Origin of the sequence: Sinomonas atrocyanea (assembly GCF_001577305.1) — a bacterium.
Classification (GTDB): Bacteria; Actinomycetota; Actinomycetes; order Actinomycetales; family Micrococcaceae; genus Sinomonas; species Sinomonas atrocyanea.
Genome location: NZ_CP014518.1, coordinates 2,872,528 through 2,893,390, shown reverse-complemented (window position 1 = coordinate 2,893,390; position 20,863 = coordinate 2,872,528). Strand labels below are relative to the sequence as shown.

General features: G+C 72.5%; 17 protein-coding genes and 1 tRNA gene. 11 read left to right on the top strand and 7 right to left on the bottom strand.

Going from position 1 to position 20,863, the window contains the following annotated elements:
• The first annotated feature begins 9 nt into the window (after window positions 1-9).
• Entirely contained in the window at window positions 10-210 is a 201-nt protein-coding gene (locus SA2016_RS13280; protein ID WP_066498852.1) for a hypothetical protein, read from the top strand.
• A gap of 73 nt (window positions 211-283) precedes the next feature.
• Here SA2016_RS13280 and SA2016_RS13275 read toward each other — a convergent pair whose 3' ends face one another.
• Entirely contained in the window at window positions 284-1,756 is a 1,473-nt protein-coding gene (locus tag SA2016_RS13275; RefSeq protein WP_066502537.1) for a zinc-dependent metalloprotease, read from the bottom strand.
• Window positions 1,757-1,983: 227 nt separating this feature from the next.
• Here SA2016_RS13275 and SA2016_RS13270 point away from each other — a divergent pair, with 227 nt between their 5' ends.
• The 3 genes from SA2016_RS13270 (at window position 1,984) to SA2016_RS13260 (ending at window position 6,454) form a co-directional block, all read left to right on the top strand.
• Window positions 1,984-3,153: a YlbL family protein gene (locus SA2016_RS13270; protein ID WP_229710912.1), complete on the top strand. Its 1,170-nt coding sequence runs from the start codon at window positions 1,984-1,986 to the stop codon at window positions 3,151-3,153.
• A gap of 167 nt (window positions 3,154-3,320) precedes the next feature.
• Window positions 3,321-6,314: a UPF0182 family membrane protein gene (locus SA2016_RS13265; protein WP_066498850.1), complete on the top strand. Its 2,994-nt coding sequence runs from the start codon at window positions 3,321-3,323 to the stop codon at window positions 6,312-6,314.
• A 66-nt stretch (window positions 6,315-6,380) separates the two neighbouring features.
• A tRNA-Met gene (locus tag SA2016_RS13260) sits at window positions 6,381-6,454 on the top strand.
• Between the two features lie 85 nt (window positions 6,455-6,539).
• Here SA2016_RS13260 and SA2016_RS13255 read toward each other — a convergent pair.
• Together SA2016_RS13255 and SA2016_RS13250 are read right to left on the bottom strand one after the other, a co-directional pair.
• Window positions 6,540-7,331 carry a PspA/IM30 family protein gene (locus SA2016_RS13255; RefSeq protein ID WP_066498843.1) on the bottom strand — a complete coding sequence of 264 codons (792 nt, stop codon included), beginning with the start codon at window positions 7,329-7,331 and terminating at the stop codon, window positions 6,540-6,542.
• A gap of 62 nt (window positions 7,332-7,393) precedes the next feature.
• Window positions 7,394-9,421 carry a TPM domain-containing protein gene (locus tag SA2016_RS13250; protein ID WP_066498841.1) on the bottom strand — a complete coding sequence of 676 codons (2,028 nt, stop codon included), beginning with the start codon at window positions 9,419-9,421 and terminating at the stop codon, window positions 7,394-7,396.
• A gap of 255 nt (window positions 9,422-9,676) precedes the next feature.
• Here SA2016_RS13250 and SA2016_RS13245 point away from each other — a divergent pair, with 255 nt between their 5' ends.
• The 4 genes from SA2016_RS13245 to SA2016_RS13230 all read left to right on the top strand — a co-directional run bounded on the left by SA2016_RS13245 (window position 9,677) and on the right by SA2016_RS13230 (window position 14,222).
• Entirely contained in the window at window positions 9,677-11,356 is a 1,680-nt protein-coding gene (locus SA2016_RS13245) for a S1C family serine protease (RefSeq protein WP_066498838.1), read from the top strand.
• A 276-nt stretch (window positions 11,357-11,632) separates the two neighbouring features.
• Window positions 11,633-12,433 carry an electron transfer flavoprotein subunit beta/FixA family protein gene (locus SA2016_RS13240; RefSeq protein WP_066498836.1) on the top strand — a complete coding sequence of 267 codons (801 nt, stop codon included), beginning with the start codon at window positions 11,633-11,635 and terminating at the stop codon, window positions 12,431-12,433.
• A gap of 11 nt (window positions 12,434-12,444) precedes the next feature.
• Window positions 12,445-13,422 (top strand): electron transfer flavoprotein subunit alpha/FixB family protein, encoded by a 978-nt coding sequence (locus SA2016_RS13235; protein WP_066498833.1) that lies wholly within the window; start codon window positions 12,445-12,447, stop codon window positions 13,420-13,422.
• Window positions 13,422-14,222 (top strand): PIG-L deacetylase family protein, encoded by an 801-nt coding sequence (locus SA2016_RS13230; protein WP_066498826.1) that lies wholly within the window; start codon window positions 13,422-13,424, stop codon window positions 14,220-14,222. Before SA2016_RS13235 ends, SA2016_RS13230 begins: the two co-directional genes overlap by 1 nt.
• 5 nt (window positions 14,223-14,227) lie before the next feature.
• Here SA2016_RS13230 and SA2016_RS13225 read toward each other — a convergent pair whose 3' ends face one another.
• Both SA2016_RS13225 and SA2016_RS13220 read right to left on the bottom strand, forming a co-directional pair.
• Window positions 14,228-14,695 carry a tRNA (cytidine(34)-2'-O)-methyltransferase gene (locus tag SA2016_RS13225; RefSeq protein ID WP_066498824.1) on the bottom strand — a complete coding sequence of 156 codons (468 nt, stop codon included), beginning with the start codon at window positions 14,693-14,695 and terminating at the stop codon, window positions 14,228-14,230.
• A gap of 35 nt (window positions 14,696-14,730) precedes the next feature.
• Complete coding sequence (locus tag SA2016_RS13220; RefSeq protein ID WP_066498823.1) at window positions 14,731-15,684, bottom strand: J domain-containing protein; 954 nt, start codon at window positions 15,682-15,684, stop codon at window positions 14,731-14,733.
• A 72-nt stretch (window positions 15,685-15,756) separates the two neighbouring features.
• Between SA2016_RS13220 and SA2016_RS13215 the strand changes: the two genes are divergently transcribed.
• Window positions 15,757-16,710: a diacylglycerol/lipid kinase family protein gene (locus SA2016_RS13215; protein ID WP_066498822.1), complete on the top strand. Its 954-nt coding sequence runs from the start codon at window positions 15,757-15,759 to the stop codon at window positions 16,708-16,710.
• Here SA2016_RS13215 and SA2016_RS13210 read toward each other — a convergent pair.
• Entirely contained in the window at window positions 16,685-17,119 is a 435-nt protein-coding gene (locus SA2016_RS13210) for a hypothetical protein (RefSeq protein WP_169803075.1), read from the bottom strand. The two genes, SA2016_RS13215 and SA2016_RS13210, sit on opposite strands and share 26 nt — an antisense overlap.
• Before the next feature lie 93 nt (window positions 17,120-17,212).
• Here SA2016_RS13210 and SA2016_RS13205 point away from each other — a divergent pair, with 93 nt between their 5' ends.
• Together SA2016_RS13205 and SA2016_RS13200 are read left to right on the top strand one after the other, a co-directional pair.
• A complete protein-coding gene (locus SA2016_RS13205) occupies window positions 17,213-17,890 on the top strand; it encodes a helix-turn-helix transcriptional regulator (RefSeq protein WP_066498820.1) in 678 nt (225 codons plus the stop codon).
• Between the two features lie 49 nt (window positions 17,891-17,939).
• The gene (locus SA2016_RS13200; RefSeq protein ID WP_066498818.1) at window positions 17,940-19,166 is read left to right on the top strand and encodes a cysteine desulfurase family protein; all 1,227 of its coding nucleotides are present in this window, start codon (window positions 17,940-17,942) and stop codon (window positions 19,164-19,166) included.
• A 444-nt stretch (window positions 19,167-19,610) separates the two neighbouring features.
• Here SA2016_RS13200 and SA2016_RS13195 read toward each other — a convergent pair whose 3' ends face one another.
• Window positions 19,611-20,861 carry an NAD(P)/FAD-dependent oxidoreductase gene (locus SA2016_RS13195; protein ID WP_066498816.1) on the bottom strand — a complete coding sequence of 417 codons (1,251 nt, stop codon included), beginning with the start codon at window positions 20,859-20,861 and terminating at the stop codon, window positions 19,611-19,613.
• Window positions 20,862-20,863 lie beyond the last annotated feature (2 nt).

The window sequence follows — 20,863 nt, the reverse complement described above, 5'->3', positions numbered from 1 at the left end:
AATCGCGCCATGAGCCAGCTTCCTGCCAGCTACGCCAAGTACCTCGAGGGCCGCAGCGCCGAGTTCATCGACACGGTCCGCCCCGTGCTGCTCCAGTCGGCCGCGGACGCCGTGTGCGGCGTCCATGTGGTCATCAACGAGCCGCACGAGCTCCAGGCCCATCTGGACGAGTCGGTCCCGTTCGGCCAGATCACCGAAGGCATCGACTGACACACGGAGCCGGCCGCGTCGCGCGGCCGGCTCCGTGAGTGTCTCTGCCGTTCCCCCTGAGGGTTGCCCCCTGCTAGTCGCGGGGCGCACCCGGGGGAGTGCCGCCGTCGTCCGTCCCGTCGCCGTCCTCGGGACCGTCGCCGTCCTCGCGATCGCCGCCGTCACCGCGCTGGCCGTCCGCCTCGGAGGAGGCCGCCGGCTCGTCGAAGCCGCCGGCGAGGAGCTTCTCGAGCGCCTCGTCCACCTCCGAGCCCTGCGCCTCTGCCTGGGAGCGCCGGGCGGAGAAGCCCTGGGGGTCGTCGAGGTCCTCGCCGGTGGGGAGCAGGTCCGGGTGCGTCCAGATCGCGTCGCGCCCCGCGATCCCGCGCTCGTCGCCGAGGGACTTCCACAGCGTGGCAGCGTCGCGCAGCCGGCGCGGGCGCAGCTCGAGCCCCACGAGCGAGGCGAAGGCGTGCTCCGCCGGCCCCCCGGTGGCACGGCGACGCCGAACAGCCTCGCGGAGCGCCGCGGCCGAGGGCAGCACCCCTTCGGTCGCCGTGGCGGTGAGCTCGTCGACCCACCCCTCGACGAGGGCGAGCGCCGTCTCGAGCTTGGCCAGGGCGGCATCCTGCTGCGGAGTGCGCTGCGGCATGAACACGCCGCCCTGGAGTGCCTCCTGGATCGACTCCGGGTTGCCCGGATCGATCCCGTGGGCGAGCTCCTCAATCTTGGACACGTCGATGTGGATGCCGCGCGCGTAGTCCTCGATCGCGCCGAGCAGATGGGCGCGCAGCCACGGCACGTGCATGAACAGGCGCGCATGGGCGGCCTCGCGGACCGCCAGGTAGAGGCGGACGTCGCCTTCCGGCAGGCCCAGTCCCTCGCCGAACTTCGCGACGTTCGCCGGCAGCAGCGCCATCTCGAGGTCGACCAGCGGGACGCCGATGTCGGAGGAGCTCACGACCTCGCCCGAGAGCGCGCCGATCGCCGCGCCGAGCTGCATGCCGAAGATGGCCCCGCCCATGTTGGTGAGCATGGAGGACGCGCCGCCCAGCATGCCCTTCATCTCCTCGGGCATCTGCTCGTTCAGCGCGGTCGAGAGCGCGGTGGCGATGCTGTTGGCGACGGGCTGCGTGAGCCGGCGCCACGTCCCCATCGTGGCCTCGATCCACTCGGCCCGGGACCAGCCGCGGCCGATGATGCCCGTGCCTGGAAGGTCGGTCGCCTGGTCCAGCCAGAGCTCGGCCAGCCGCAGGGCCTCGTCCACGTCGCGGTTCTGCGCCGCGGAGACCGAGGGGTCCGAGGTCGCGGCCGCGGTCCGGCGGGCGTGGTCGTGCGCCAGCTGCCAGTTGACCGGGCCCTCGCCGCCGGGGGCCGACATCATGGCCTGGACCTGCTCGAACATCTGGCGCAGGAGGTTGGGGTCGCTCGGGAGGCCGGCCGCCTTGGCGATCTCCGTGGGGTCGAATCCCTCGGCGCCCGCACCGCCCATGAGCCTGCCGAAGAGCTCGGACAGCGGGTCCTGGGGCTCGTCGTCGTGGCCCGAAGGCTTCTCTGGTGTGGTCATCGTGCCGCCGATCAATGCTGGTGGTAGGGACATCCTCACGGTACCGCGGTGCTCGCCGACGTGTCTCCGGCGGGCGGCTCCCTTTCGCTGACGGCACACCGCCCTGCACGGCGCACACGTCCGCGGCATCGTAGGCTGGGGCGTGCCGCCGCGGAGGTCCGCGGCGGCCGCGTCCGCCGGTCCCGGCGGTGCGAGGCGGTGCGAGCACCTGGAAGGCGGCGCGAGACGTGGTCAATCCCCCCGCAGTTCCCGAGAAGGACGGCGGGCAGCCGGACGGCGTGCGGCCGGAGGAGGGCCGGGCCGAGGACGGCGCGGCCGCACCCCGCGCGGCCCGCTCCCCGAAGGCGGCGGGCAGCGGCCGCACCTTCGCCGCGGTGATCTCGGGCCTCGCGGCGCTCGTGCTGGGCGCCACGGTGGTCTCCGTCCCCGTTCCCTACGTGGTGGAGTCGCCCGGACCGGCGTACAACACCCTCGGCCAGACGGGCGGCAAGGACGTCATCTCGATCAGCGGGCATCCCTCGTACCCGGCCAGCGGCTCCCTCGACCTCACGACGGTGTACGTCAACGGCGGGCCCAACAGCGACGTCGGCCTGATCGACCTTGCGCGCTCGTGGTTCGACCATTCGCAGGGCATCCTGCCCCAGCGGGTCGTCTACCCGCCCGGGACCACGCGCCAGCAGGTCTCGGACGAGAACGCCTCGCTCATGCAGGACTCGGAGCAGACGTCGGTCGCCGCCGCGCTCGGCGCCCTGGGCATCCAGTACGACCAGCAGCTCAACGTCGCCTCGATCGCCGACGGGTCGCCGTCCTCCGGGAAGCTGAAGGTGGGCGACAAGCTGGTCAGCGTCGGCGGCCAGAAGGCCACCTCCCTCGCCGTGGTGCAGCAGACCCTCGCCGCGGGGAAGGGCGCTCCGGTCGAGGTGGTGGTCGACCGCGGGGGAGCGCCGGCGACGGCCACGGTGACGCCCGCCCAGAATCAGGGCAGGTGGATCCTGGGTGTGGGCATCCGCTACACCTACCGCTTCCCGTTCGACGTCCAGATCGAGCTGGACCGGGTCGGCGGCCCGAGCGCAGGCATGATGTTCGCGCTCGGGATCATCGACAAGCTCACCCCGGGAGACCTCACCGGAGGCAAGAACATCGCCGGGACCGGGACCATCGACCCCGACGGGTCGGTCGGCGCGATCGGCGGGATCGACCAGAAGCTGGTCGGCGCCCGCGCTGCTGGTGCCACACTCTTCCTGGCGCCCGCGGCCAACTGCAACGAGGTGGTCGGGCACATCCCCGACGGTCTCGCGGTCGTCAAGGTCTCCACCCTCAGGGAGGCGCGCTCCGCGGTGGAGGCCTACGCGCAGGGCAGGGCCCCTGCGTCCCTGCCGCAGTGCACCGCCGGCTGACGGAGCCTGCGGGGCCGAGCCGAGGCCGAATCGTTATCGCGCACCCGCGCGGCACGGGGAACTGTGGTCCCGCGTCAGGCGTGCTTGACTAAGAGCAGCGCCGTGCTCCGCATGCGTGTCCGCGGAGCCGGGCGCCGACCCATCGAGCCCAGAGCAAGAGGTACGCCGTGACATCCCGCCCCGAAGGCAGACCGACCGCACTCCGCCGCCGTCGGGGCGCCCTGATTCCGACGATCGTCATCGTGGTCGTCATCGCGGTCGGGTTCGTCATCTTCTCCGGCGTGTACACGGACATCCTGTGGTTCCAGCAGCTGGGCTACCTGCAGGTCTTCCTCCGGCAGAACGCCATCCGGGCCGCCGTCTTCCTCGTGGCCGGGCTCGTGATGGCCGGGGCGGTGTACGGCGTGATGCGGGCCGCGTACCGGGCGCGCCCCGTGTACGCCCCGGATCCGTCCAGCCACGACACGATGGCGCGCTACCAGGAGCAGCTCGAGCCGGTGCGGCGCATCGTCATGGCCGCGGTGCCGATCGTCTTCGGCCTCTTCGCCGGCGCGGCGGCAGGGAGCCAGTGGCAGAAGGCCGCGCTCTTCTTCAACCAGGTCGGGTTCGGGGTGCAGGACCCGCAGTTCCACCTCGACATCAGCTTCTACACGATGACCCTGCCCTTCCTGGGCACGGTCGTGGGCTTCCTCCTCGGCGTCGTCGTCATCGCGGGGATCGCGGGCGTCCTCACGCACTACCTCTATGGGTCGATCCGCATCAGCGAGAGCGGGGTCTACATGGCCCGCGCGGCGCAGCTGCACCTCGCGATCTCGGGGGCGGCGCTCCTGCTGCTCATTGCCGTGAACTTCTGGCTGGACCGCTACAGCGCGGTCTTCGACTCCTCGGGCCGGGTGTCCGGTGCGCTCTTCACCGACGTCAACGCGGTCATCCCGACCAAGGCCATCCTCGCCGTGGCCGCCGCGATCGTCGCGGTCCTGTTCATCGTCGCCGCGGTCATCGGGCGCTGGCGCCTGCCGCTCATCGGCACCGCCATGCTCGTGATCACCGGGATCCTCGCCGGCGGTGTCTACCCCTGGGTCATCCAGCAGGTCCAGGTGCGCCCCTCCGAGCAGAGCGCCGAGGCCCCCTACCTCGAGCGGAACATCAACTCGACACGGTCCGCCTACGGCCTCGACAAGGTCCAGGTGCAGGACTACAAGGCCACCACCGACGCGACCCCGGGGGCGCTGCGCCAGGACGCCCAGACCACCGCCAGCATCCGGCTGCTCGACCCGACCCTCGTGTCCCCGACCTTCCAGCAGCTCGAGCAGTACCGGCCGTACTACCAGTTCGCCCCCTCGCTCAACGTGGACCGCTACTCGGTGAACGGCAAGACCCAGGACACCGTGATCGCGGTGCGCGAGCTCAACTCGCAGGGCCTCTCGCCGAGCCAGCAGTCCTGGTACAACAACCACATCGTCTACACCCATGGCTACGGCGTGGTGGCCGCCTACGGCAACACGGCCACGGTGGACGGCAAGCCGGTGTTCATGGAGTCGAGCATCCCCTCGACCGGGGTGCTGGGGACCGACTCGACGTACCAGCCGCGGATCTACTTCGGCGAGTACTCGCCCGACTACTCGGTCGTCGGCGGCCCCGCGGGGACCCAGCCCCGCGAGCAGGACAAGCCCCAGGGCAGCGCGGGGGACACCCAGTACACCTTCTCGGGCAACGGGGGCCCGAACGTGGGCAACATCTTCAACAAGCTCATGTACGCGATGAAGTTCCAGAGCACCGACCTCCTCTTCTCGGACGGCGTGAACCAGGACTCCCAGATCCTGTACGACCGGAACCCGCGCGACCGGGTGCAGAAGGTGGCCCCGTACCTGACCATCGACGGGAACGCCTACCCTGCCGTGATCGACGGACGCGTGAAGTGGATCGTGGACGGCTACACGACGAGCCAGTACTACCCGTACTCGCAGCAGCAGCAGCTCCAGCAGATCACCGCCGACTCCCAGACGGCCGCGGGGCGCGCGAGCCAGCTGCCGCAGGCGACGGTCAACTACATCCGCAACTCGGTCAAGGCGACCGTGGACGCGTACGACGGCTCGGTGACGCTGTACGCCTGGGACGACCAGGACCCGATGCTCAAGGCCTGGCAGAAGGTGTTCCCGAGCACCGTCAAGCCGATCTCGGACATGTCCGCCGGCCTGATCAGCCACGTGCGCTACCCCGAGGACCTGTTCAAGGTCCAGCGGGAGCTGCTCACCCGGTACCACGTGACCGATCCGGGCGACTTCTACAAGAACAACGACGTCTGGAGCGTGCCCAACGATCCGACCGTGAAGTCCGGAGGCGTGAAGCAGCCCCCGTACTACATGACGCTGCAGATGCCGGGCCAGCAGACCCCGTCCTTCCAGCTGACCTCGAGCTTCATCCCCCAGACGGTCGAGGGCGGGTCCTCCCGGGAGGTCATGTACGGCTATCTCGCCGCGGACTCCAATGCCGGGAACAAGGCCGGCGTGAAGGGGAACGACTACGGGAAGCTGACGCTGCTCAAACTCCCGACCGACACATCGGTCCCGGGCCCGGGGCAGGTGCAGAACACGTTCAACTCGGACACCAACGTCTCCCAGGCGCTCAACCTCCTGCGTCAGGGCGCCTCCGAGGTGCTCAACGGCAATCTCCTGACGCTGCCCGTGGGCGGGGGCCTGCTCTACGTCCAGCCCGTCTATGTGAAGTCCACGGGCTCGACCTCCTACCCGACCCTCCAGCGCGTGCTCGTGGCCTTCGGGGACAAGATCGGCTTCGCTCCGACCCTGGACAAGGCGCTTGACGATCTCTTCGGCGGGAATTCGGGCGCCAAGGCGGGCGATTCGGGCAACAACGGGCAGGCCGGCGCGACCCCGAGCCCGCAGCCGTCCGGCGGAACGGGAACGTCCCAGACAGCCCAGGCCGATCTGCAGGCAGCCCTGCAGGACGCGAGCCAGGCCATCAAGGACGGACAGGCTGCGCTCGCGGCGGGCAACTTCGCGGCCTACGGCGACGCGCAGCAGAAGCTGAGCGCCGCCGTGCAGCGGGCGATGGATGCCGAGGCGAAGATCGCAGGGTCTGGCGGCGGCACGTCCGGCTCGTCGACCGCGAGCCCCGCGCCGAGTCCGACGCCGAGCAAGTAGGCTCCCGGCGGCCGTCCCGGGAGGATTTGGCCGACGTCCGCCCCGCTGCTAGAGTTGAAGGCACGCCGCGGGGTGGAGCAGTTCGGTAGCTCGCTGGGCTCATAACCCAGAGGTCGTAGGTTCAAATCCTGCCCCCGCAACTCCCACAGTGAGGCCCCGGACCATCTGGTCCGGGGCCTCACTGCATGTCCGCGGTGCCGCAGCCCGGCGCACCTCCCGTCCGCCTCAGCGCCTGTCGGCGTCGGCTTCCTCGACGGCGGGGGCCGCGGCGGGCTGGCCGGTTCCGGTGCCCAGGGCTGCCGAAGGGGCACCCTGCTTGAGGGCTGCGAGGCGCGCCTCGATCTCGGTCTGCTCGCCCAGGTCCTCGAGCTGGTTGAACTGGGCGTCGAGGCTCGAGGCGGCGAGCTCCTGCTGGCCGCGGACCCTGGCCTCTTCGCGCCGGACCTTCTCCTCGAAGCGTGCGACCTCGCTCGTCGGGTCCATGATGTCGATGCTCTTGAGGGCATCGCTGACCTGGGTCTGGGCCTGGGCGGTCTTGGCCCTGGCCACGAGCTCGTTGCGCTTGGCCGTGAGCTCGTTGAGCTTGCCCTTCATCTGGTCGAGGCCGGTCTTGAGGCGCTCGACGACCTCGTTCTGGGTCGCGATCGTCGGCTCGGCGGCCTTCGCCTCGTTCTCGGAGGACATCTGGTGCTGGATGGCGACCTTCGCGAGGTTGTCGAACTTCTGCGCGTCCGCGGTGTTGCCGGCGGCGCGGAACTCATCGGCCTTGCGGGAGGCCGCGAGGGCCTTGCTGCCCCAGTCCTGGGCTGCCTTGACGTCCTCGGCGTGGTCGTCCTCGAGCATCCGGAGGTTGCCGATGGTCTGGGCGATGGCCGCCTCCGCCTCGGCGATGTTGTTCGTGTAGTCCCGGACCATCTGGTCCAGCATCTTCTGCGGGTCCTCCGCCTGGTCCAGCAGCGTGTTGATGTTCGCCTTGGCCAGCTGTGCGATGCGCCCGAAGATGGACTGCTTTACCATGGTGCTCCCTTTCGTGTGGTTGAAAGTCACTGGTGGAAAGCCTCTGCGTTCCCCCGTGCGGCCTAGAAGCTGCCGCCGTCGCCGCCGAAGTCGCCTCCGCCGCCGAATCCTCCGCCCCCTCCGCCGCCCCAGCCGCCACCGAACCCGCCGCCGCCCCAGCCACCGCCACCGTGGTGGCCTCCGCGCAGGATCGAGTCGATGATGATCCCGCCCAGCACCGCGCCGCCCAGGCCTCCGCCACCGAACATTCCGCCGCCGCCCGGGCCGCCGCCCCAGCCGGCGAACTGGTCGACATCGTGCTGGGCGAGCTGCGCGGCCTGCGCGGCGAGCGCATTGGCCTGCTGGGCGTAGGCAAGCGCGGTGGTGGGATCCGTGCGCGAGATCGAGAGGGCATAGTCGAGATTGCGCTGGGCTTCAGCGAGCCGCGTCCTGGCCTCTGTGCCGACGCCGCCGCGGCGCGCAGCGATGTAGTCGCTTGTGGCACTGATCTGGGCCTGGGCTGACTGGATGGCCTGCTGGAGGGACGCAGCGGCCCTCTGGGCCTGCTGCTCGCGGTCGCGGACGCCCGTGAGGGCCGTGTCGAGCTGGGTGTGGGCCGCCTCGATGCGCTGCAGGGTGGCGATCGGGTCCGGCTTCTCGGCCGTCATCTCGCGCTGGGCAGTGTCGAGTGCTGCTTCGACAGCGGCGATCGGACCCGCGAGTTCGGGGTGGTCACCCTGCCCGGCCAGGGCCCGGGCCTGGGCGAGGTCGGCCCGGGTGTCCGCGAGGGCGGCGTCTCCCTTGGCCCGTGCGTCATCGAGGGCCGTGGCTGCCTTGCCGATCGCCTCGAGGAGGACCCGGGCCTGGTGGAGTGCCTCCTCGGCCGCCCGCACCGCGACGGCCGCTGGGCTCGTCTGCCCTTCGCCGAGCCTCTCCCGTGCCGTGCCGGAGGCGTTCGCGACGAACGAGAGGCGCTCCTGGGCCTGCGTGACGTTGTCGGCCACGTGCTTGACGGCGGACTCCGCGTAGGCAGCCTGAAGGCGTGCCAGCGTCTCCTTCTGCGCGGCGAGGCGGGACTCGGCCTCAGCAGCGCCGGTGGCGACCTCGGCGAGGGCCTGCGGGGCGTTCCGCTCGAGCTCGCGGAGGGCGTCGAAGTCGGCCTTCTGCTCCGCGAGCGAAGCGATGGCCGCCTCGGAGCGGTGGATGATGTCCCCGAGCCATTGGCGCTGCTGCGCCTCGGTGTCGGGGAGGTGGTCGTCAAGCTGCTGCTGGAGCTTGAAGGACTCGGCCAGGTGTGCCTTGGCCTCGGCGAGGGCCCGGGTGAAGTTGCCCACGGCGTCCGAGCCGTAGGAGGCCTCGGCGAAGCCGAGCTCCTGTTCGCTCGAGCGGACCGCGTCGTCGGCCCGGACCAGGAGCCCGGCCGCCCGTGTGCGCAGCTCCTCCACGCTGAGCGATGCGAGCGGGTCGGGCTCGCCCTGGGCCGACCGGGCCTGGTCCGGAGACTGGGCCCACGAGCCCTTGCGCCTGCGGGAGATGAGGTACGCGGCGCCGGCCCCGACGAGCACCACGCCGCCGCCCACGAGCCACGGCACCGCTCCCGAGCCCGAGGAGACGTTGCCGCTGCCCCCGGCGGCGGCATCGCCCGTGGCCTTGGCGGTGTCGATGGCTGCCTGGGCGTAGTCCTTCTTGCCGCCGGCGAGGTTCGGCGTGACAGCGTTCTGGGCGATGGCCGGGACCTTCGGGTAGACAGCAGCGTTCTGGGTGTTCGCCACCAGCTGGAACTGCCCGGACGTTGCGATGGCGAGGAGCACGTCGGAGCCGCCCATGCCCGTGTTCTTCGCGACAGCCTGGGCCCAGGCCGTCCGGTCGCTCGGGTTGGTGAAGGAGTCCACGATGACCACGTAGAGGTTCACACGGTGTTGGGAGAGGAGATCCGAGATCGCCTTCTGGACTTCGCCCTTCCGTGACCCGAGCGCACCCTGGGGATCCACGATGTTCGTCCCGGAGGGGATCGTCACGGGGTTGGTGGCCCAGGCGGGCGCCGTGGCCGGGACGAGCAGGAGGAAGGCCGCCGCGAGGCCGGCAAGGAGGGTCTTCACGGTCGAGCGCATGCGCTAATCCTTCGCCTCGTTCGGGGGCGTAGGCCCCGCTCCGCGCAGCTTCCGGCAGCGCATCACGCCGCCGGCGGCTGTCTCACGTACCTTGATTCTAGGGGTGCCCGCAGTGGCCCGCACGGGCGGGCACTGCGCCGGGAGTGAAACGGGATCTCTTTCGGCGGACTCCCAGCAAGCTTCCAGAGAACAGAAGCGTCCAGCACAGCTTGGGGGACCATAGTGGATAAGGAGTTCAGGGAAAGGACATCAGTGATGAACGAGAGCGATCCCCGTCCGGCACAGTCCGGCTCGGGAGCCCCCGACCCCCGCGACCATGCCGGTGGGCCCGTGCAGCAGCCGGCGGTTCCCCCTGCCGGCGAGCCGGGGAGGGAGCAGGGCGGCCAGCAGCCGCAGGGCCCCGCCTCTCAGCAGCCGACGCAGCCTCAGGGCCCGCGCCCCCACCAGGACCAGCCCACCCAGCCGATTCAGCCGTACGGCCAGCAGGCCCCGCAGTACGGCCAGCGTGCGCCGCAGTACGGCCAGCAGGGCCCCCAGCAGGGCGCGCAGCACGGCCCGCACTATGGGCCCCAGGCCCCGCAGTACGGCCAGCAGGCCCCGCAGTACGGGCAGCGTGCGCCGCTGTACGGGCCCCCGCAGGGGCCGGCGCCCTACGGCCAGCCGCAGTATGGGCAGCAGGGCCACCCGGGCAACCAGGGGAACTCGTTCTTCCGCCCCGCGAGCCAGCGTCCCGGGCAGAAGGGGCGCTGGGGGACCGGAGTGCTCGTGGGCGGCATGCTCGTCGCGGGCCTCGTCGGCGGCGGAGTCGCGGCCGGGACGGCGAGCCTCTGGGCCCCCCATCTCACGAGCTCCGCGTCCCAGTCGCAGGACTCGAGCCCGGTGATCGTGAACAACCAGGACAGCGTGAACGCCGTGACCGCGGCCGCCGCGAAGGCCTCCCCGAGCGTCGTGACGATCGGCGTCTCCTCTGGCAACTCCTCGGGCACCGGGTCGGGCGTCGTGCTGGACAACCAGGGCCACATCCTCACGAACACGCACGTCGTGACCCTCGACGGCCAGGTGGCGAATCCGACCATCGAGGTCCGCGCGAACAACGGCTCGGTCTACAAGGCCTCGGTGGTCGGAACGGATCCCCTCAGCGACCTCGCGGTTGTGAAGGTCGACGGCGCGAACCTCACCCCGGTGACCTTCGGCGACTCCGGCAAGCTCAACGTCGGTGACATCGCCGTGGCGATCGGTGCCCCCCTGGGCCTGGACAGCACGGTCACGGACGGCATCGTCTCGAACCTCAGCAGGACGATTTCTGTCCAGTCCTCGGCGGCGCCCAACGGCGGCGACAACTCGCAGGACAACGGCGGCCAGGGCTTCCAGTTCGCGCCCCCCGGCGGCGGCCAGGCGCAGCGCCAGTCCGCCCAGAGCACCGTGAGCCTGAACGTCATCCAGACCGACGCGGCCATCAACCCGGGCAACTCGGGCGGCGCGCTCGTCAACAGCCAGGGCCAGCTGATCGGCATCAACGTGGCGATCGCCTCGACCGGGTCGGGTTCCGGCGGCAGCTCGGAGTCGGGCAACATCGGCGTCGGCTTCAGCATCCCCGCGAACTACGCGCACCGCATCGCCAATGAGCTGATCGCCAACGGGAAGGCGACGCACGGCCAGCTCGGCGTCTCCGTCCAGTCCCAGTCCGCCAGCGGCACCAGCTCGGCCTTCTCCACCGGCGCCCAGGTCGTGTCCGTGACCTCCGGCTCGGCGGCGGACAAGGCGGGCATCCACCAGGGCGACGTGATCACGAAGTTCGCCGGCCGTCCCATCGGCGACGCCTCCGAGCTCACGGCGGCGGTGCACGAGCAGGCGCCGGGCTCGACCGTCAAGGTGACCGTCCTGCGCAACGGCCAGTCCCAGGACATCGACGTCACGGTGGGCGCCGCCCGGTAGCCCACCGCCCCTTCCCGAACCCCGCACGACGGCGCGCCCCGGCACTGAGCCGGGGCGCGCCGTCGGCCGTCGGGGGAGTCCCCGGCTCGAGGACCGGGCCGCACAGGGACACAGAGTCGGGCTGGGGCAGCGCATTCGGCGGCGCGTGTGGTTAGCTAGGGCGTGCCCGGCATGCACGCCGCGCGCGGCGCAGTCGCGCCCGCAGGCGATCCGGGCGCACCTGCCACGGACGGTCCCCGCCCGTGGCACGTACGCGAGCATGGAAGGCCTTGGACCGTGGGAGACACCCTCAAGATCGTCGTGCTGGTCAAGCACGTCCCTGATGCGCAATTCGACCGTCACATCGGCCCTGAGCGCACCCTCGACCGCTCCGAGAGCATCCTCTCCGAGCTGGACGAGTACGCCCTCGAGGCCGCGCTGCAGCTCACGGACGCCCGCGGGGGCGACAAGGGCGGCAACGAGGTCATCGCGCTGACCATGGGCGGCCCCGACGCCGCCAACGCGCTGAAGAAGGCCCTCCAGATCGGCGCGAGCTCCGGGGTGCACCTCAGCGACGAGGCGCTCGCGGGCTCGGACGCGTGGGCCACCTCGCTCGCGCTGGCCGCTGCGATCCGGTCCCTCGGCGAGGTGGACCTCGTCATCACCGGCATGGCCTCGACCGACGGTGAGACCTCCCTCGTGCCGGCCCAGCTCGCCGAGCACCTCGGCCTGCCCCAGCTGACGTTCGCGTCCTCGCTGGAGGTCTCGGGCCGCACCGTGGCGATCCAGCGCGACGGCGAGGGCGTGACCGAGACCGTGGAGGCCGAGCTGCCCGCCCTCGTCTCCGTCACCGACCAGGCCAACGAGCCGCGCTACCCCAACTTCAAGGGCATCCTCGCGGCCAAGAAGAAGAAGATCGCCACGCTCTCGCTCGCCGAGGTCGGGCTCGACGCCGGCCAGGTCGGCGCCGCGGGATCGCTCACCGCCGTGGAGTCGGCCAAGCCGCGCCCGCCGCGCGCCGCCGGCACGATCATCACCGACGAGGGCGACGCGGGCGTCAAGCTCGTCGACTTCCTGGCCGCGCAGAAGCTCATCTGAGGGAGAAGGCAATGACCGAAGCGAATGTCCTGGTGGTCCTCGACGGCGTCGGGGAGTCCCTGAAGAAGTCCCAGCTCGAACTCCTCTCCGCCGGGCGCCTCCTCGGCACGGTGTCCGTGGCCGCGACCGCCCCCGTCGGCGAGGCCGTTCTCGCCCAGCTGCGCGAGAACGGCGCGGCCGCCGCCTACGTGCCCGACGGGGCCGACCTGTCCGAGTACCTCGTGGGGCCCACCGCGGCGTGGCTGGCCGAGGTGGTCTCTGCCTCGGAGGCGCAGGGCCGGCCGGTCCGCGCCGTGCTGCTCGACAACTCGCCGACCGGCCGGGAGACCGCGGCCCGGCTCGGCGTGCGCCTCGGCGCCGGCGTCATCACCGATGTGGTGGGCCTCGAGCCCGACGGCACGGCCCACAAGTCCGTCCTCGCGGGCTCCTACGAGGACCGCGCGCGGGCCACGAGCCCGGTCTCGATCCTGACCCTCAAGGCGAACCTCGACCTCGGGAGCCCCGCCGCGCCGGCCCCCGGGTCCGCCGCCGTCACCCCGGTAGCAGTGCCCGCGGACGCGCTGACGCGCTCCGCGCGCGTCACGGGCCGGGCCGCGAAGGTCAGCTCGGGGCGCCCCGACCTCACCGAGGCGCGCGTCGTCGTGGCCGGCGGCCGCGGGACGGACGGCGACTTCGGGCCCGTCGAGGAGCTCGCCGATGCGCTCGGCGGCGCGGTCGGCGCCTCGCGCGCTGCTGCCGATGCCGGCTGGGTCAGCCACGACCTGCAGGTCGGCCAGACGGGCAAGACCGTCTCGCCGCAGCTGTACATCTCCGCCGGCATCTCCGGGGCCGTGCAGCAGAAGGCCGGCATGCAGACGGCCAAGGTCATCGTCGCGGTCAACTCCGATCCCGAGTCGCCGGTCTTCGAGATCGCCGACTTCGGCGTGGTGGGCGACCTGTTCGAGGTGCTGCCGCAGGCGACCGCCGAGATCAAGCGGCGCCGCGGCTGATGGCCCCTGCCGAGACCGCCGGCGCCCGCGGCGCCTCCGGGGCGGCGGGACCGTTCGACCCGGAGCGCCACCGGGTGCGCCGGGTCGTCGCGTTCGGCGCCCACCCGGACGACCTCGACTTCGGCGTCTCCGGCACCGTCGCGGCCTGGACGGCGGCCGGGGTCGAGGTGCACTACTGCATCATGACCGACGGCGACGCGGGCGGCTTCGAGCCCGAGCACCGCGCGGGCATCGTGGCGATGCGCCACGAGGAGCAGCGCGGTGCCGCGGCCCTGGTCGGCGTCACCGACGTGCACTTCCTCGGCTACCGGGACGGGTACCTCGAGCCCACGCACGAGGTGATGCGCGACGTCGTCGAGCTCGTGCGGCGGGTGCGCCCCGACGTCGTGCTCGCGATGCACCCCGAGCGGAACTGGGACCGGATCCAGAAGTCCCACCCCGACCACCTCGCGTGCGGCGAGGCGGTCACGCGGGCGGTGTACCCGGCCCTCGAGAATCCGTACGCGTACCCCGAGCTGGCCGAGGCCGGCCTGGATGCCTACCGGCTCCCGTGGCTGTGGCTGTATGCCGGACCCCGGGAACGCACCAACCACTACACGGATGTCAGCGGCTTCGTGGACACGAAGATCGCAGCGCTCCAGATCCACATCAGCCAGCACCCCGACGTCGCGGCCATGGAGGAATCGGTGCGCTCGCGCATGCGCGAGTCCGCGCGCGAGGCCGGCCTCGCCCCGGGTGCGTCCGCCGAGGAGTTCCACGTCGTCTCCGTCAACAACCCGGAGACGATCGCGGGCTTCTGAGCCCCTCAGAGCTGGGCGCCGGCGTAGCCGTTCTGCCGCCAGGCCTCGTACACGGCGATCGAGGCGGAGTTCGCGAGGTTGAGCGAGCGCCGCGACGGGAGCATCGGCAGACGCACGCGCGCCGTGACCCGGGGATCGTCGAGGACCTCCTGCGGCAGGCCCACCGACTCGGGCCCGAAGAAGAGCACGTCGCCCGGCGCGTACGCCACGTCGGCGAACGGGGTGTCGCCGTGGGACGTGAAGGCGAAGACCCGCGCGGGGAGCAGGGCCGTGAAGGCGTCCTCGAGCGTTGCGTGGACGGTGACGTGGGCGAGGTCGTGGTAGTCGAGGCCGGCGCGGCGCAGGTTGGCGTCCTCGAAGTTGAACCCGAGCGGCTCGACGAGGTGCAGGTGCGAGCCGGTCACGGCGGAGAGCCGGATGGCGTTGCCGGTGTTGCCCGGGATCTCGGGCGTGTAGAAGAGGATGCGGAACACGCCCTCCATCCTAGGCGGGCCCGGGCGCCCTCCCGTCAGTGCAGGCCCGTGAGCAGCCGGGCGAGCGCCGGGACGAGGACCACGTTCGGCTGCGGCCCGGACGAGAGGAAGAAGGTGAGCTCGCGGACGAACTTGGAGGCGTTGAGCGGCTCGACGAGGGCGCCCGCGCCGCGGCGGACGTCGATGACGGGCTCATGCGGGTTCTCGTCCGGGGTCTGGACGAGGATGTAGCCCTGCACGTTCAGCTCGCCGAACACGTCCTGGAAGTCGCGCACCTGCTCGGCGAGCCGGGGCGGCGCCACGGTGCGGGAGCCGTGGATGAGGTGCGCACCGTCCCACGCGTAGTTCCCCCGGGGCACGAGCATCGAGTCGACGAGGGCGAGCCGATAGCCGGCGAGGACGGCGTGCGCCACGTGGGAGGCGTCCCGGGGGGAGCGCAGCCCGTTGAGCAGCCGCGCCGAGGGGATGGTGCCCAGGATGCGCCGGCGGATGAGCGCGGCGGTGCGCTCCTCGCGCTGGATCCTCGCCTCGGCCCCGAACAGTCCGCGCCGGCGAGGCACCCCGTGCTCGGCCCGTGCGGCGACCGCGGCCGGCAGGAGCGGCACGGTGCCGGGCTCGAACGGCGGGACGTAGACGGCCGGCTCGCCCGCCGGGTTCCGCTGGCCGCCCGCTCGCGGGGCCGGCCTCGCGGTGAAGCCGGCCGCGCCGGGGCGGCCCTCGGCGGACGACGCCGCGGCGGCACCTTCCGCGGGGCGGCCCCCCTCCCGCTGGGGCGAGGACGTGAAATAGCTGCGGTCGTAGGCTGCGCGGGCGCGCGGGTCGGAGAGCACCTCGAAGGCGAGGGTCACCCGGCGGAACTCGACGACGTCGCCCCCGTGGTCGGGGTGGTGCGCCCGGGCGGCGCGCCGGTAGGCGCGGCGGATCTCGCCCTCGCTCGCGGTCACGGGCACGCCGAGCACCTCGTAGTGGGACGGCACGTGCGCGGGCATGGGTCCATCGTAGGGGCGGGCGCCGGGCACGCCGTCCCGCCCCGAGGGGGGACCGCTGCGATAATCGCGCACATGACCCTTCCCGAGGCCTCTCCCGCAAGGATCACCCTCGCCGTGAACCCCGCCGCGCACGCCGGTCTCGGGGGCCGGCGGGGCAGCGAGGCGGCGGCGGCCCTGCGCTCGCGCGGGGTGGCCGTGACGGAGCTGCGCCGGGAGAGCGCGGCGGAGCTCGCCGAGGCCGTCGCCACGGCGCTGCCCGCCTCCGACGCGGTGGTCGCGGTGGGCGGCGACGGCGTCGTCAACCTCGTCGCCAACGTCCTCGTGGGCACGGCCGTGCCCCTCGGGGTGATCCCCGCCGGGACGGGGAACGACGTCGCGCGCCTGCTCGGGATCCCGCTCGACTCGGTGCCGGCGGCCGTGGAGGTGCTCCTCGCGGCCCTCGAGGCCGGCCCGCGCCGCCTCGACCTCGGCCGCATCGACTGGGCCGGGGGGCGGCGCCACTACGTGGCCGTGGCCTCGGCCGGCTTCGACGCGCGGGTGAACGAGCGCGCCAACGCCTGGTGCTGGCCGCGGGGCAGGGCCAGGTACGTCCTCGCCGTGCTGCGCGAGCTCGTCTCCTTCCGGCCCATCCCGTTCGAGCTCACGGTCGACGGTGTGGCCCGCACCCAGCGGGCCATGCTCGTGTCGGTGGCGAACGGACCCTCGCTCGGCGGCGGCATGCGGGTCGCGCCCGCCGCCCGGGCGGACGACGGCGCGCTGGACCTCTTCGTGGTCGGCCCCCTGTCCGTTCCGGCCTTCCTCGCTGTCTTCCCGAAGGTGTTCCGGGGAGCCCACGTGGGGCACCGGGCCGTTGGGCTCAGCACGGCGCACAGCGTGCGGCTGGCCGCGCCGGGCCTGGTGGTCTACGCGGACGGGGAACGGGTCGCCTCCGGGGCCGTGGACATCAGCGTGGTTCCCCGCGCCCTGGCCGTCCTCGCAGCCCCGGCGGCCGACCTCGCCGTCAGGCCCGGCGGGCGAGCCGGCTGAGGGCGAGCGCTCCCACGAGCAGGCCGAAGTCCCGCAGCGCGACGTCGAAGCCGTGCCCGAGCACGAGCAGGTCCGCGATGATGCCGGCCAGCCACAGCGCGACGACGAGCGATCCCCAGCGCGGGGTCCACGCCACGAGGAGGCCGGCGACGATCTCGACGATGCCCACGATGTGCATGAAGGTCTGGGCGCCGATCGGGACGATCGCGGTGGCAACCGGGGCGAGGTAGTCCGGCCAGTAGGTCAGGAGGTTGAAGAACTTGTCGAGCCCGAACAGGATCGGGGCCACGACATAGAGGGTCCTGAGCATGAGGTACGCCTGGTCGGCGGGGGCGAGCGAGCGCACGCGGCGCGCTGCGCCGCCGGCTCCGGGCAGCCGTCCGTGGTGCGAGGCTGAGGTGGCGGACATGGCCTTCTCCCTTCGATATAAATGGTGTTTCGAATTTTAGACTCCTCTCGGATCTAAAACAATGGATCCCAGTTTTGGATGTAGGATGGGTGTATGGCTGGACCCACCTGGCGCCAGCGCCTCGGCGCGCTGGCCGCGCTCGGCGAGGACCGGCGTCGTGCGCTCTACCTCTACGTCCGCGCCGCCGGGCGGCCCGTGGGGCGCGACGAGGCCGCCGACGCGCTCGGTGTCTCCCGCGCGGCCGCGGCCGCGCACCTCGACCGGCTCGTGGACGACGGCGTGCTGTCCGCCACGTTCGCCAAGCCGTCCGAACGGCGCGGGCCCGGGTCCGGCCGCCCCTCCAAGTTCTACGAGGCCGCCCTCACCGAGGTCGTCGCCGCGGTGCCCGAGCGCTCCTATGAGCTGGCCGGCGACCTCCTCGCCGCGGCGGCCGAGCGGTCGATGGCGGGCGGCACGCCCATGACCGAGGCCCTCGCCGCGGTGGGCCGGGAGGCGGGGGAGGCCCTCGGAGCCGAGTACGGGAGCATCGGCGCAGTCCTCGGCGCGACGGGCTACGACCCGGTGCCGGGCGAGGGCGGATCCATCGAGCTGGACAACTGCCCCTTCCACCGCCTCTCGCGCGGGCACCGCGAGGTGGTCTGCAGCCTCAACGGCGCCCTGCTCGCCGGCGCGCTGGCCGGGTGCGCGGACGCCGAGCACGCGGTCGAGGCCGTGGAACCGGGCGCTGGCGGCCACGCGTGCTGCGCCCGGATCGTCCCGCGAACGCCCTGAGGCGAGGCCGCCGGGCGGAGCCTGCGCGCGCGGCGCCTACAGTGGAGATGTGGCTGTCTACCTCGACCACGCGGCGACCACGCCCGTGACCCCCGCCGCCCTCGCCGCCTACACGGGCCAGATCGCCCGCGGCGGCAACCCGTCCTCCCTGCACGCCGCGGGGCAGGCCGCCCGGCGCGTGCTCGAGGACGCCCGCGAATCGCTCGCCGCCTCCCTCGGGGCCCACCCGACCGAGATCGTCTTCACCTCGGGAGGAACCGAGGCGGACAACCTCGCCCTCAAGGGCCTGTACTGGGCCCGACGTGACGGGGACCCGCGGCGCAGGCGCATCCTCTGCTCGAGCGTGGAGCACCACGCGGTCGCGGACACCGTCGAGTGGCTCGAGGCGCACGAGGGCGCGGAGGCCGTGTGGCTGCCCTGCGACCGGGCGGGCGTCACCAGCATGGATGCCCTCCGCGCGGAGCTCGAGCAGGACCCCGGCTCGGTGGCACTCGCGGCGCTCATGTGGGCCAACAACGAGGTGGGCACCGTCCAGCCGGTCCACGAGGCCGTCCGCCTCGCCGCGGCCCACGGCGTGCCCGTCCACGCGGACGCCGTCCAGGCCTTCGGGCACCTCCCCGTGGACTTCGCAGGATCCGGGCTGGCCACCCTCGCCGTGAGCGGCCACAAGCTCGGGGCCCCGGTGGGGACCGGCGCGCTCGCGGTCCGCCGCGACGTCGCCCTCACGCCCCTCCTGCACGGCGGCGGCCAGCAGCGCGGCCTGCGCTCGGGCACGCTCGACGCCGCGGGTGCCGCCGCCTTCGCGGTCGCCGCGCGCGACGCCGTCTCCCGCCGTCCCGAGGAGGCCCGGCGCCTCGCAGGGCTGCGGGACAGGCTCCTGGCGGGAATTGAGCGCGAGGTGCCCGACGCCGTCGTGAGCGGTCCCGCCGAGCGCGGGGAGTCCGCGGCGCGGCTCCCCGGGGTCGCGCACGTGACGTTCCCCGGGTGCGAGGGCGACTCGCTGCTGTTCCTGCTCGACATGGCCGGGATCGCCACGTCCACCGGTTCCGCCTGCACGGCAGGGGTGCCCCGGCCCTCCCACGTGCTGCTCGCCATGGGCCGCTCAGAGGAGGAGGCGCGCGGCTCCCAGCGCTTCAGCCTCGGCTGGAACTCGACCGAGGCCGACGTCGACGCCCTCCTGAAGGCCATCGGCCCCGCGGTGGAGCAGGCCCGGGCCGCGGGCATGGCCGGCCACCCGAGCCGCATCGAGACCGCGAGCACCCGCGGCCGCCGCTGACCCCCCCCTGGGAGTCACCTTCTGAAGGTCACCTCCTGAAAGTCACGTCCTGAAGGTCACGTCCTGAAGGTCACGTCCTGAAGGTCACGTCCTGAAGGTCACCTTCGGGAGGTCACCTTCTGGAGGTCACCTTCTGTGGGTCAGCTTCTGAAAGTCACCTCCCGCGAGTGCTCGCCGAGGTGAACCGGGCGGCCGACGGCGAGTGGCGGCGTCGTGCGCGTCGAGCACCGCCCCGGCGGCTCGCCGCCGGAGCCCACGCCCGGCGCCCGGGGGGACGAGATCGACCTGCTTTGGGGCACCATGCGGTCCGACACGCCGTCCCCAGAGCCGACACGCCGGACCGAGTGCGAGAAAGCCGGTCGGATCCGTCCGCCCGCAGGAGCTGACCTTCAGGAAGTGACTCCCAGAAGCTGACCTTCAGGAGGTGACTCCCAGATGGGGCGGCTAGAGCCCGGCGAGTTCGGCGAGCGGAACCGACGGGTCCGCGAGCCGGCGCTGGTCGAGGCGGGCGCGGGACGCAATGAGCGCCTTGATGGCCTTCTGCTGCCGGGGAACGTTGACGTTCATGCCGCCCACGAGCGCGCCGTCGCGCACCCACAGGGCCACGAAGCCCTCCCGGGCGGCCTCGGCGGTCGCAATCGAGCCGCGCAGCACGAGCTCGGCGCCGTGCACGAGCTGCCAGTAGCCCGAGTACTCCATGCTCAGACCTGCCTGGTCGGTGTAGAAGTACGGGGCGAGGTCCAGCCGGGCCTCCTGGCCGAGCATCGACCGTGCCGCGACCTTCCCTCCGTTCAGCGCATTGGACCAGTGCTCGCTGCGGACGTGGTCTCCCGTGAACGGCTGGAGCGAGTTCGCCACGTCGCCCGCGGCGTAGACGTCCGCTATCCGGGTGCGCAGCGACGCGTCGGTCACGATCCCGTTGCGCACCGGGAGGCGGGCCTCCTCGGCGAGGTGCGTGTCCGGCTCCACCCCGACGGCCACGACCACGGTCTCCGCCGCGATCCGCTCGCCGGTGTTCAGCACCGCGGCGGCCACGCCGTCACCCTGGGGCGCGCGGACGAACTCGACCGGGTGGCAGCCGAGCCGGAAGGCCACGCCCTCGGCCTCGAGGGCGCGGCGGAACACGTCTCCGAGCGCCGGCTCGAGCTGCCGGAGCACGGTGGTGTGGCGGCCCAGCACCGTGACCTGGTTCCCGTACTCCCGGGCCGCCGCGGCGACCTCGAGCCCGATCCAGCCCGTGCCGACCACCGCCACGCGCCGGTCCCCGGCCGAGAGCGCGGAGCGCAGGGCGACCGAGTCCTCGAGCCTGCGCAGGCTGTGGACGCCCTCGAGGTCGGCGCCGGGCACGTTGAGGCGGCGCGGCTGCGCGCCGGTGGCGATGAGCAGTTTCGAGTAGGGCAGGAGGGCATCGTTCTCGAGCCGGAGCATGCGGGCGTCGGGGATGATCTGGGCCGCCCGCTCGCCCAACAGGAGCTCGACGCCGTTCTGGTCGTACCACGCCGGCGGATTGACCTCGAGGTCCGCGTCGGCGCCCGCGCCCTTGAGGAACTCCTTCGACAGCGGGGGCCGCAGATAGGGGGCCCGCCGCTCGTCGGCGACCACCTGCACGGGCCCGCGGTAGCCTTCCTCGCGCAGCGTCTTCGCCGCGCTCCCGGCCGCGAGGCCCCCGCCGGCGATGACGATCGGATGCTCCATGT

Coding starts and splice junctions, on each gene's coding strand:
- SA2016_RS13280 (WP_066498852.1), top strand. CDS start 10: ATGAGCCAGCTTCCTGCCAGCTACGCCAAGTACCTCGAGGGCCGCAGC.
- SA2016_RS13275 (WP_066502537.1), bottom strand. CDS start 1,756: ATGACCACACCAGAGAAGCCTTCGGGCCACGACGACGAGCCCCAGGAC.
- SA2016_RS13255 (WP_066498843.1), bottom strand. CDS start 7,331: ATGGTAAAGCAGTCCATCTTCGGGCGCATCGCACAGCTGGCCAAGGCG.
- SA2016_RS13250 (WP_066498841.1), bottom strand. CDS start 9,421: ATGCGCTCGACCGTGAAGACCCTCCTTGCCGGCCTCGCGGCGGCCTTC.
- SA2016_RS13245 (WP_066498838.1), top strand. CDS start 9,677: ATGAACGAGAGCGATCCCCGTCCGGCACAGTCCGGCTCGGGAGCCCCC.
- SA2016_RS13235 (WP_066498833.1), top strand. CDS start 12,445: ATGACCGAAGCGAATGTCCTGGTGGTCCTCGACGGCGTCGGGGAGTCC.
- SA2016_RS13230 (WP_066498826.1), top strand. CDS start 13,422: ATGGCCCCTGCCGAGACCGCCGGCGCCCGCGGCGCCTCCGGGGCGGCG.
- SA2016_RS13220 (WP_066498823.1), bottom strand. CDS start 15,684: ATGCCCGCGCACGTGCCGTCCCACTACGAGGTGCTCGGCGTGCCCGTG.
- SA2016_RS13215 (WP_066498822.1), top strand. CDS start 15,757: ATGACCCTTCCCGAGGCCTCTCCCGCAAGGATCACCCTCGCCGTGAAC.
- SA2016_RS13210 (WP_169803075.1), bottom strand. CDS start 17,119: ATGTCCGCCACCTCAGCCTCGCACCACGGACGGCTGCCCGGAGCCGGC.
- SA2016_RS13205 (WP_066498820.1), top strand. CDS start 17,213: ATGGCTGGACCCACCTGGCGCCAGCGCCTCGGCGCGCTGGCCGCGCTC.
- SA2016_RS13195 (WP_066498816.1), bottom strand. CDS start 20,861: ATGGAGCATCCGATCGTCATCGCCGGCGGGGGCCTCGCGGCCGGGAGC.